This is a genomic window from Pseudobdellovibrionaceae bacterium (assembly GCA_019637875.1).
Lineage (GTDB): Bacteria > Bdellovibrionota > Bdellovibrionia > Bdellovibrionales > Bdellovibrionaceae > JAHBUW01.
The window spans coordinates 1-10,249 of sequence record JAHBUW010000026.1 but is presented as its reverse complement, the minus strand read 5'-3'; the positions used below and the strand labels follow the sequence as shown (position 1 = coordinate 10,249).

Annotated in this window: 11 protein-coding genes; 6 read left to right on the top strand and 5 right to left on the bottom strand. The window is 58.0% G+C overall.

Features of this window, described 5'->3' with window-relative positions; translation table 11 throughout:
* Positions 1-20 precede the first annotated feature (20 nt).
* Positions 21-527 carry a hypothetical protein gene (locus KF767_19150; protein MBX3020011.1) on the top strand — a complete coding sequence of 169 codons (507 nt, stop codon included), beginning with the start codon at positions 21-23 and terminating at the stop codon, positions 525-527.
* 1 nt (position 528) lies between these two features.
* Here the strand turns inward: KF767_19150 and KF767_19145 are convergent, their stop codons facing one another.
* Complete coding sequence (locus tag KF767_19145; GenBank protein ID MBX3020010.1) at positions 529-1,536, bottom strand: hypothetical protein; 1,008 nt, start codon at positions 1,534-1,536, stop codon at positions 529-531.
* Between the two features lie 98 nt (positions 1,537-1,634).
* Positions 1,635-2,210: a hypothetical protein gene (locus KF767_19140; protein ID MBX3020009.1), complete on the bottom strand. Its 576-nt coding sequence runs from the start codon at positions 2,208-2,210 to the stop codon at positions 1,635-1,637.
* Positions 2,211-2,432: 222 nt separating this feature from the next.
* On the opposite strand from KF767_19140, the gene KF767_19135 reads away from it, so the two are divergent.
* The 4 genes from KF767_19135 (at position 2,433) to KF767_19120 (ending at position 6,063) form a co-directional block, all read left to right on the top strand.
* A complete protein-coding gene (locus KF767_19135) occupies positions 2,433-3,314 on the top strand; it encodes a LysR family transcriptional regulator (GenBank protein ID MBX3020008.1) in 882 nt (293 codons plus the stop codon).
* Positions 3,315-3,381: 67 nt separating this feature from the next.
* Positions 3,382-4,407, top strand: coding sequence for a beta-propeller fold lactonase family protein (locus KF767_19130; GenBank protein MBX3020007.1), 1,026 nt, complete (start codon positions 3,382-3,384; stop codon positions 4,405-4,407).
* Between the two features lie 99 nt (positions 4,408-4,506).
* The gene (locus KF767_19125) at positions 4,507-5,169 is read left to right on the top strand and encodes a DUF2608 domain-containing protein (GenBank protein MBX3020006.1); all 663 of its coding nucleotides are present in this window, start codon (positions 4,507-4,509) and stop codon (positions 5,167-5,169) included.
* A gap of 60 nt (positions 5,170-5,229) precedes the next feature.
* Complete coding sequence (locus KF767_19120) at positions 5,230-6,063, top strand: murein L,D-transpeptidase catalytic domain family protein (protein MBX3020005.1); 834 nt, start codon at positions 5,230-5,232, stop codon at positions 6,061-6,063.
* Between the two features lies 1 nt (position 6,064).
* On the opposite strand, the gene KF767_19115 is transcribed toward KF767_19120, so the two are convergent.
* The 3 genes from KF767_19115 to KF767_19105 are packed head-to-tail and all read right to left on the bottom strand — an operon-like array spanning position 6,065 to position 9,658.
* A complete protein-coding gene (locus KF767_19115; protein MBX3020004.1) occupies positions 6,065-7,384 on the bottom strand; it encodes a GHKL domain-containing protein in 1,320 nt (439 codons plus the stop codon).
* Positions 7,385-7,421: 37 nt separating this feature from the next.
* Complete coding sequence (locus KF767_19110) at positions 7,422-8,225, bottom strand: hypothetical protein (protein ID MBX3020003.1); 804 nt, start codon at positions 8,223-8,225, stop codon at positions 7,422-7,424.
* Complete coding sequence (locus tag KF767_19105) at positions 8,222-9,658, bottom strand: hypothetical protein (protein ID MBX3020002.1); 1,437 nt, start codon at positions 9,656-9,658, stop codon at positions 8,222-8,224. Before KF767_19105 ends, KF767_19110 begins: the two co-directional genes overlap by 4 nt.
* Before the next feature lie 378 nt (positions 9,659-10,036).
* Here KF767_19105 and KF767_19100 point away from each other — a divergent pair.
* Positions 10,037-10,249, top strand: a 213-nt coding sequence (locus KF767_19100) for a hypothetical protein (GenBank protein MBX3020001.1), incomplete at its 3' end; no start/stop codon positions are given.

Sequence of the window (10,249 nt, the reverse complement as noted above, 5' to 3'; positions counted from 1 at the left end):
GCGGGTCGTAGCATATTCGGATGATCACAATTCTTTTCTCGTTCCTGATGACGACGGCGGATGCCGCGGAAAAACTATGGTTACGGCACGCGGAACTTCCCGCCGTCGCCTCAAGCCTGGCGGACGCTTACGGTCGGCCGGTGAAAATCGACCGGGGACTCTGTGAAACCTTCACGATCGAAGCCGAAGGGGAACTCAGCGCGAACGAAACTCGCCGCGTTCTGCTGTCCTCGCTGAGCGCGCATCTTTACAACGTCATCCCGCGGGATGGCGGCTACGTGATTCTCAACGCGCGTATGGCCTCGCGCGATTCCCACGACGTCGCACCTTGCCGACCGCAATTCGCCGACGTCGTCACTTGGGCGTTCCGTGATCCCATGCTCGCCATGCAGCCCACGCACTTGATGCGCGCGCTGACCCGCGACGGCACGTTGCACGTCGCGCCGGGCACGGATCTGATCATCATTTCCGACGAAGCCGAGACCGTGCAGCGTCTGCGGCGCGATCTCACCAAGGGCGGCCGCTGAATCAGCGGCGCGAGTCCTGCTGGGACGGAGGGCGCAGGTCAAGCGGCGCGCCATTGTTGTTGAGGGGGCGCGAAGGCGCGGCATTGCGACGAAGTCGCGCCAGCAAAGACTGACAGGAAGCCGCCGAGACCTCACCCACGGTCGAATTGCGACGGATCATCTCGGGGCTCGCGCCGCAGCCCAAAAGCGAACACTTCAAACTTTCGATACAGTTCTTCATGATATCCAACTTCGGGCGACAAGTGATCTGCGCGCCGATGTTCCGCTCCAGACCTTCAAGCTCGTTTTGGGTCGTCCCGATTTCTTTAATCACGTCGCCCGCGCCGCCCGGACAGCGGATTTTGCCGCCGCGGTGGAAAAAGTGATCGTCCCCCGCCGTGCGACGTCCGCCCGGACCGACCGGCAGACGAATTTCGGGATCGAACTCCCGCAATTTACCCAGGCACTCCTGAACCCGCTCGTTGGCGTTGGGACAAGCGGCATTGCGCTGAAACAGATCGTTCAGCGTGGTGATCAAACCCAACGCCGTCGCGATCATGTCGATGGTCGCCTCGGCCCGCGGCAGCAGCAACTCTTGAAGGGGATGCGCGGCGCTTTTTTTCGGAAGCACCGCCATGACTTTGCGGTAGATGTCCTCGGCACGGCGCTCGTCCGAAACGTTCACGACCTGCCGATTGACGACGAGACGGTCTTCTTCGTCCCAACGCACGTTCACGATCGTCCCGCGCATCTCGTACTCGAACTCGGCGGGACCCTTGCGACGAAGGGTCGGAGGTTTTTCGTTTTGTAGGCGACCTGACTCCATGGACTGGTGCAGGAATTGGTAATCCTCGAAGCTCAGCGTCGGTTCGGCTTGCTTCAGCAGATCCGCCATTTTCTTTGCGGCCTTGTAGGACTTTTCGAAGTTCGCGAGACGCTGCACGCGCTCGGCGGACGCCGCGTGGGCGAGAGCCGCGGACGACAGCATGAAAGCGAAGCCGCATATGGCCATGAATCGGGACAAGCTCATCAGGCACCCCCGAATCTCTTTTCGGCTCGACCCGCCCCAGAGCTTGAGCCCCGACGGGGCGTCTCGTTTCGGGACGGGCCTTGCCGCTGGCGCGAGGCTTAAAACACCCAGCCGATGCGGGCGAAGGTGATGTTGGTAAACGAGGTCTCGCCGAATTTTTTCGCGGCGTCGACGGTATCGGTGTAGGCCGTGCTATTGGTCGGCACGCCGGGCGCGGTAATGTTGACGTCTGGATTCGAGGGCGAGACGAACGCAAGGTCCACGCCGAACCAGAAACCATTGTTCGCCAGGCCCCACATCCAGCCGGTCTTCGCGATGGCCGCCATGGATTTCACGTCGGCCTTGGCGGTCGCGCCGGTCGTCAAATCCTTTGCCGTGACCTCCAGTGCCTCCTGTCCCAAACCGGCCGCCACGAAGAACGCGCCCGAGAAAGGATGGTAGTGAACCAGCAGCTCGGGCATCGACAGCTTCACGCTCGCGGCGCCGGACGACAGATCCAGCAGGTTGTACCCGAAGGACAAACCGAAGCGGTCCGAAATTTTATAGTTCAATCCCACCTGTTGAAGGAAGGGCAGTCCCATTCCGACGCTCAAACCGACGCCACTGTTCTTGGCGGACGCAAAACTTCCGAGTAGCAAAGCCGTGGCGACAATCAAGCAGCGAATCATACGCATACAGTTCTCCTTGTGGATGGATTAGGTCAATCCACCCCTGTTTTCCGGATGGTCTTCTTCCAAGTCATCACTTTCTGACGTGAGGAAAACGATTCCGGTCATTGGACCGGCTGAGGATCTGGTTTTTGTTTGCCTCGTGTTTTCGACACTTCCACCGTACTTTTCCGACATTCTCTAAAGGAATGAGTTGACCCCAAATCATTCCTTCGTCAGAAATTCCCCATGCGGCCCCTCGTGGAACTGGGACACCTCAAATACTTCTATTTCGCCGTCGTCGAAGGCGGAGTGGGTCGCGCCGCCGACCGGCTTCATGTGCAACAGCCCGTCGTCAGCAAGATGATCAAAAATCTCGAGGACCAGCTCGGGCGCCCGCTTTTCGTGAAGGCCGGGCGCGGCAAAGCCCTGACCGACTTCGGGCAGCTGGTCTTCCGTCACAGCCAAACGATCTTTGACGAAATCGAGAAGTTGGGGCAGCTCGAGGTCCGTAACGCGGAACTGACCGGTGACCTGAACATCGCCGCCGCGGAACCCGTCGCCGCAGGCCTTTTGCCGGAAGCGATCGCGCAACTGCGGGTGACTCATCCCGCTTTGAACCCGAACGTCTACACCGCGACGGCGACCGAACTTCTGCAGATGCTCTCGGCCGGAAAACTCGACGTGGGGTACTTCTTCCACATGCCGCCGCTTCCCGGAAATCTCGAAATCGAAGAGAGGTATCCGGTCCCTTTCCGTCTGGTGGTCGCGCGCGGCGAAAGGCGAAACGCCGAAACCCTGTCCCGCTTCATCGGATCGCGTGAAATCGACGATCGCGGAAATCAAAAATTCCCGACGGTCGAAAAGCTGCGGCGTCGTTACCCGAAAGCGCGCATCCACATCTCGTCGAATCATCTTGGACTGCACCGTGAACTCGTCTTGCGCGGCCAGGGCGTTTCCATCCTGCCCGAGTTTTTAGTCCGCGAGGATTTGCGGGCAAAACGTTTGGCCGATGCCCTCCCCGGGGAAAAATTCGTCTTCGACCTCAAGGTCGTGCGCCGTCGCGGTGGCGAAGCCTCACGTGCCGTGCGGACGTTGAATGAGGTCTTGATCCATAACCTTGCGGAATGAATCCCAGTCCGAAGAAGCCTTAGTCCAAAGTCCCCGCGCCCGCTAGAACCCGGGCCCAGGAGGTCTTATGTCTTTGAAACTGAACGGTTGGATTCTGGGACTCATGTGCGGCTTTTCATTTTCGACACCGGTCGTCTTCGGCGCGCGCATCGCGCAGGCGGCTCCGTCGCTCGCGGTCGTCAGCAAACAGGACGCGGTCCTGCAACTCTTCAACTCCGCGACGGGACGACTCGAACGCGAATTCCCTCTCGGTTTTCTACCGCACGAAGTTCTGATCAGCCGCAAGGGCGGTCACATCGCCGTGACGAACTACGGTAAAGATCACGTCCGCAGCGAAGCCCCGACCAACGTTCCCGGGCGCACGGTCACGATCGTACGTGGTGATCAGCCCGAAGACGCCGTCGCGTTCAATTTGGACGAGGCCGACTGCGCTCCCCACGGCATGGCCGAAAGTGCGGACGGGCGACGACTTTACGTCACCTGCGAAGCCCAAGAAAAAGTGATCGTGTTCGATGTGCCCACCGGTCGCGTTTTGCGCACGCTGCCGACGGCGCAGGCGGGCTCGCATATGGTCGTCGTCTCGACGGACGAAACCCGTGCCTACACCTCGAACTTCGCCGCGGGCAGCGTGACCGCCATCGACATCGCAAGCGGCCGCATCTTGGCGCAGATCCCCGTCGGGCCCGGCACCGAAGGGATCTCGTTGTCGCCCGACGCACGCTTCGTTTACGCCAGCTCGGTCTTGGGCGGCTTCATCGCGAAGATCGACACCGTCACCCTGAAGGTGGTCGCGACCGCCCCCACGCCGAAGTCACCGGTGCGGGTCATTCCCACGCCCGACGGTTCTCGCTTGATCGTGAACTCTTCGGCCGAGGGATTGATGCTGGTTTACCGCGCGTCCGATCTGAGCCTCGAGTGGAGCCTGCCCGTGGGACGTCAACCCATCGGACTCGTGGTGCCGAGCCCCCGCCGGGCCTTCGTGGCCGCCATGCTTGATCACGAGATCGTAGAGGTGGACCTGGAGTCCCGGCGCATCGCCAAACGTTTCGGAACCGCCCGTAAACCTGACGGAATCGACATGATTTCTGAATAAATTCGGCGCGCGTCATTGAAAAGGCCGGCAATCCCGCTCTGGAGGCTTGCTTCAGGGCCGGGATTGGGTAAACGGGGGCCATCTCGATAGGGGGAATTCATGCGTCTGACCTTTGGACCGATCTTTGGCCTGCTGCTCGCTTTCTCGACTCTGGCCCAAGCCCGCACCGAAATCCATACCACCGACGACTTCGCCAAGATCACGCAAGAGATCCTCGCGTTGGCGAACGACGAGCGCGCCGAAGAAATCCTCGTCGCGTTCGATATCGACAAGACGCTCCTCATCGTTCAAGACTGCCTGCCGGAAGGTGAGTCCAAAGGATTCGCGGGTTGGCTGAAGATGGCGAATCGTTGCCCCGCCGAGCTGACCGAAAAAGAAGTGCCCGCGCACATCGCCGCCCTCCAGAAAAAAGGCTTTCCGACTTTGGCACTCACCGCGCGCGCCGTGAACTTGATGAAAGCGACCGAACGCGAGCTGACCCGCAACGGGATCGTGTTCAACGGCAACCCCTTCGACGCCGCGGCGGACTTCAACGTGAAGTTTCCGAAGGGTGAAGACTTGGTCTTCAAAGAGGGCGTGACCTACGCGGCCGGACGCAACAAAGGTTTCATCCTTCAGCAATTCCAAGAACGCCAAAGCCGTCCCTTCAAAAAGGTCATCTTCGTCGACGACGCGATCAAAAACATCCGTCACATGGATAAGACCTACACCGCCGATCCCGACGTCACGGTCATCATTTACCACTATAACCGCTACGAATAAGCTGGCGCGGATCTTTCATCGCTCTGCTCGGCCGGTGCGCAACCGGCCTGGAGGAGCATCATGTTGAATCTGAGCACCCGGCCTCGCCGCGTTTTGTCCCTATCGTCTGTCTTGTTGTCGGTTTTCTGCGGCTGGGGAACCCTCGCGCCGGCCGAGACCAACTCGCAGATTGACGACGCGAAAAGAACCCAGATCCTCGAACAGGGCGTTCCCGCCGAGCTTCTGGAACGCGCGTTGAAATTCCGCTCGGAAAACATGGGCCGTACGTTCCAGCAGGATGTCTATACCTGCTCGGATAAACCCGAAGGCAGCGTTCGCCCCTGCGAAGAAAACAAGCGCAGCCGCTCTTCGAAAGAAGTCACGCTGACCGATCACCCCTATCTTTTGATCGTCGACTTCCGCCAGCCCTCGGTGAACGAGCGCCTGTACATCATCCACCTGCCCACGGCGAAAGTGACGAAAGTGCAAGTCACGCACGGGAAAAACACCGGCGAGCTTTACGCTTACAAATTCAGTAACATCAAGGATTCACGCCAATCATCGCTTGGGATTTACATCCTGGGCGAGCCTTACAACGGTCAATACGGATCGACCCTACGGATGTACGGACTGCAAGGTTCGAACGATCAGGCCTACAATCGTGACATCGTCATGCACGGAGCCCCGTACGCTTCGCCCGACTTTCCGAAAAGTCAGAACTATAAAACGAAGAAACCTTACGGTCGTTTGGGCGTCAGCTGGGGATGTCCGGCGATCTCTTTGCCGAATGCGAAAAAGTGGTTCCCGATCTTGAAAAATGGCGCGCTGATTTACCACGCCCACCCCGAACTCGAGACCGGCGCCCAAAACGGACGCGAAGTTATGGGCACGAATCCGGAGGCCGCCGCGGAATAAATTAATTCGCCGGTAAAACCATCCGGAACGTCGTTTCCGGATGGTTGTTCAAATAGACCAGATCGCCGCCATGCTCACGCATGATTCCACGCGAGATACTGAGTCCCAATCCCATTCCCTGTCCGGGAAGTTTGGACGTCGCGAAAGGCTGGAACAAACGTTCTTTGATTTCAGGATCAAGCCCCGGCCCACTATCGCGAACTTCGATCCAAACTTCCGAACCTTCTTTGCGCACGTCGATCAGGATGCTTTTTTTATCGATCTTGGTGACCGCGTCGAGCGAGTTGGCCAACAGGTTCAACAGAACCTGACTGATCTGCACCGGTCGCGCGTGAATCTTCAAATCCAAATCGCCCTGAACCCGATGCTCGATCTGTTGGTTGCGCAGACGCCCCAGAAAGAATTCGAGCGTTTCGTCGACGATCAGCCGTAGGCTCACGGTCTCGAAGGGCAGTGAATCGCCTTGCTGCGAAAACTGCCGCAACCCGCGGACGATCTTGCTGATCCGTTCAACGGCCCGACGCATCGTTGTCTGCTTACCCTTACGAAACGCTTCGATGTCGGTGTTCCCGGGCGGGGACTCGATGGCATCCAACCCCAGCATCAAAATCGCCAAGGGATTGTTGATCTCGTGCGCAAGCCCGCCGGCCATCTCACCTAACGAGGCCAATCGCGAGGAATGGATCATCTTCTCTTGCTCTTCGGCCAAGCGTTGGCGGGTTTCGATCAACTCATACTCGCGGATGAAAAGATCGATGACGTGCGCACGGTAGCTTTGCGTCGCCTTGAAGTTGAAGAAGAAAAACGCGAAGCACATCCCCGCGATAATCCAATAGTCGGCACTTCCGGTCGTAATCCCGAAGTAGGTCAACGTCGCCAGCAGCGGCAGCAACAGCATGCACTGAAAGCTCAGCTGCGCGATGCGACTGGCGAAAAGACTCGTCGTCGCGCCCGCGCTGAACCCCGAGGTCGCCAGTAGGCTGATGATACTCGCGATCCCCAACATGCGATCATGAAGGTAGGCGGTGATGAAAAAGAAATTCCAAAGCGCGCCGTTCAAAATGATCAGCGTGATCGCCAGCCGTAGGAACGCGACCTGACTTAGTTTCTGGTTAAGGAAAGCGCGGCAGTAGCGAAAACGGATCAGGTTCGTGACGATGATCGCAAGGCCGACGAAAAGTCCGCCGGGCCACCACGGGACGACGAAGTAGCTGGCCCCCATCAACAAAATGACCGTGAAGATGAACCCCATGGTCCCGGGTTCACTACGTCGGGCGAGTTCTTCGACGAATCTTTTCTGAAAATAATGCTGACGGGCCATCCGGACAATTCAATGTCATCCGGGCCGAGGACGCAAATTAATAAATCTGCCAACAGCGCGACTTCATCGTCGTGCCGCCATTCATCGTCACGATGGTGTCCCGCGTTTGTTTGTAGTCCAAGTACTGCCCGTCCAACTTGAATCCCTCGTTCACCGCGATATTCGGCGCGTTCAAGATGCGGTCCCACAAAGGGATAGCTCCCCCATCCGGGTCGGGTGACACCACGGATCTTTCGGTCACACCGTTGAATTGAACGATCGCGCCGGTCGCTCGCCGCATCAGGGTCGCGGAACCGACGCCGGTCACTTCCGATTTTCCGCCACCGAGATCGCGCTCCGTACGGGACATATTTCGGTAGTAAGCCAATTCTTGATACGGCGTCGTCGTATCATCCATGACGCAGAACAGGTCCACGATTTGACCGTTCGGGATCAGATCATCCGGCCAGCGCTGATATTGGAAAAGTCCACCCGCCACGATGAGCACCTCGGCGGATTTCGCCGCGACTTTCAGGTCGCTCGCCGCGAGCTGAAGCGGCGGACTCAAGACTTTACATTTGTCGATGAGTTTGAAAATGCCGTTCGCGTTGACGAGGATCTTATGTAAAACGCCCGTGCGATTTTCTTCGTTCTTCTCGCACTGGTTTTGTCCATCGGCCATCACGTAGAGTTTTCCATCGTAGCCTTGCCCGTTGCCCGAACCCGAAGTCTTCGAACCTTCCGAGCGAAGATCGATCACGCCCGACTCGGCTCCGCCCCGACTGCAGTTTTGAAATGTCAGCCCCAACACCAGGACCGAAACGACGATCGCGATGGCGTAGCGGAGTTGTGCCGGAGTCATGCGGACCTCACTTGAGATTGATCTGCGCTCTGGAAAGGTGAATGAATGAAATAACGGGTATTCGATCCGGCGCCGAAAGTTTCGATCCAACCTTCTTCACGGCCCCGACGGATCCACTCTTTGGCCTTGGAGGTCGAAATCGCGAGTAGGTTTTCGACTTGATCACGACTGATTCCGTGATCACGCGACTCATGCGGCGCGAACTGATTCAACCGCCAGCGATAGAAGGGATCGCGCGCCACCGGGAAGCGACGATAAAGACCGACGGCAATATCGGGCGCGATCTGCAGACGATAAAGTCCATCGATGGACTCGATCGACGCGGGAACTTGATTTTCACGCATGAATTCCTTCAAACGGCGCACGGCTTGGTGCACGCGGTTCACCGACGAGTCGGGATTGAAGTACTCGTTCTGGAAAAGCATCGAAAAGATTTCGCCCACGCGGCGCGGTTGGTAAAGGTCCTGCAACAGCACAAGGTTCAAGCGATGCGAGAGCGAGCCCCAATCTTTGCCGGGCTCGAAGGGATTCCACACCCGTGACGGCGCGGTCCCGCCGCCGACTTCCGCGTATTCGGGAATCGCGAACTCGCTGCGCCACCCGTGTTCGAGGCGATGGCGGAAGGAATGGTGGGGCGTGCCGAAGTACAGATACTCGAACAGACGACGATCCGGTTCGATCTGCAGTCGATAGTGATCGACATCGCGTACGGTTTCCCAGTGTCCTGCCGCCAAAGCCTCCGTGCGCAATTCACCGAGCGCCGTGGGGTCACGATCGCGCAACGCCTGACTGATCGCCTGCCACTTGCGGATGAACAAGGTGTCCATACGGTGATTCGAGTCGATCAACTCCATTGAACGTCGCAAAGCGTCCGCGGATTTATCCCAGCTTTCCGTTTGGATGTAATTCTGCGCAAGCATTTCGAAAACGTTCGATTGCAGGCGGCGTTGATTGTTACGCCCCAGCGTTTCCTGTAAATCGAGAAGCTCGTACTCCAGACCGTCCAGATCGGCTAACCACAGTTTCGCCGCCGCACGGTTCACGCGAATCGTATTCTTTTGGTAGTCGTCGACGGGAAGTTTCGACAGGTCGAATTCCAAGCACTGCAATCCCGCCAGATAGTTCCAGCGATTGAAGTGACAGAACGCGCGGTACAAATGCACCATCGGCACTTTGGCCGGCGAGACGTCGTTCAGCAGTTCGAGCGCTTCCGGAATCGCGCCAAGACGCAGAAGCGCGACGCCGTATTCGGCCTTTTCAAAATCCGTGGGCGGCTCGCTCAGCGCGAATTCGCCGCGGATGATCGGGTGCAGGGCCCGGACCGCAAGCTGCGGCTTCATTAGACGTCGGGCTAGATTGGCGAAGCGAGCGGCGAGTCCCCGGTTCAGGGCCTTGATCGAGATGCGATCAAGCGCGCGGTGCGCTTCGTTCATGCGCCCCTCGCGGATCATTTGATCGATAAGATCTAACGACTCTTTCAACGCGGCCAAAAGATCACTCCCACCCTGATTCATAGTATGTCCCTTTCTCTTGAAAATCTCGAGGCTTGGCGCCAATCACGGTCGCGAATCTCAAACATGGACGTTCGTCCGGATAGTGAAACGGCCAGCCTTTAGGGCTGGCCGTTTCGGGGGCAGTGTTTGCTTTGGTTTCAATCAGTGTAGGGCTAAAGGCCGGGCGAATGAGCTGACAAAAACAATCCGCGCGTTTCAAAGCAGGGCGTTCGTGACTCTCTCCTTCGGTCGAGTTCTGTCGCGCTTCGTTGTATCAAGTGCCCGTACTCCTTAGCCTATTTATGAGGTTATCCCAGTATGAAACGTTCCGCGAAGATCGCTCTGATTCATGGGCTTCTATTGGCGTCTACGCTGACCACGTCACCCGACGTGTTTGCGCAGGCGAAAGCTCCCCCATCCACTACGCCACTCGATAAAAACGTCCAAGTGGTGGAACAGAAAGACAAAATCTTCGAGATCTTCGAAGACGTTGTCGTTGTGCAAAGAAAAGCCAAAGACAAACGCGGCAGC

What these genes read in the sequence shown, in the direction of transcription:
- KF767_19135 (MBX3020008.1), top strand. Translation starts at nt 2,433, where the DNA reads ATGCGGCCCCTCGTGGAACTGGGACACCTCAAATACTTCTATTTCGCC.
- KF767_19130 (MBX3020007.1), top strand. Translation starts at nt 3,382, where the DNA reads ATGTCTTTGAAACTGAACGGTTGGATTCTGGGACTCATGTGCGGCTTT.
- KF767_19120 (MBX3020005.1), top strand. Translation starts at nt 5,230, where the DNA reads ATGTTGAATCTGAGCACCCGGCCTCGCCGCGTTTTGTCCCTATCGTCT.
- KF767_19145 (MBX3020010.1), bottom strand. Translation starts at nt 1,536, where the DNA reads ATGAGCTTGTCCCGATTCATGGCCATATGCGGCTTCGCTTTCATGCTG.
- KF767_19150 (MBX3020011.1), top strand. Translation starts at nt 21, where the DNA reads ATGATCACAATTCTTTTCTCGTTCCTGATGACGACGGCGGATGCCGCG.
- KF767_19140 (MBX3020009.1), bottom strand. Translation starts at nt 2,210, where the DNA reads ATGCGTATGATTCGCTGCTTGATTGTCGCCACGGCTTTGCTACTCGGA.
- KF767_19125 (MBX3020006.1), top strand. Translation starts at nt 4,507, where the DNA reads ATGCGTCTGACCTTTGGACCGATCTTTGGCCTGCTGCTCGCTTTCTCG.
- KF767_19105 (MBX3020002.1), bottom strand. Translation starts at nt 9,658, where the DNA reads ATGAACGAAGCGCACCGCGCGCTTGATCGCATCTCGATCAAGGCCCTG.
- KF767_19110 (MBX3020003.1), bottom strand. Translation starts at nt 8,225, where the DNA reads ATGACTCCGGCACAACTCCGCTACGCCATCGCGATCGTCGTTTCGGTC.
- KF767_19115 (MBX3020004.1), bottom strand. Translation starts at nt 7,384, where the DNA reads ATGGCCCGTCAGCATTATTTTCAGAAAAGATTCGTCGAAGAACTCGCC.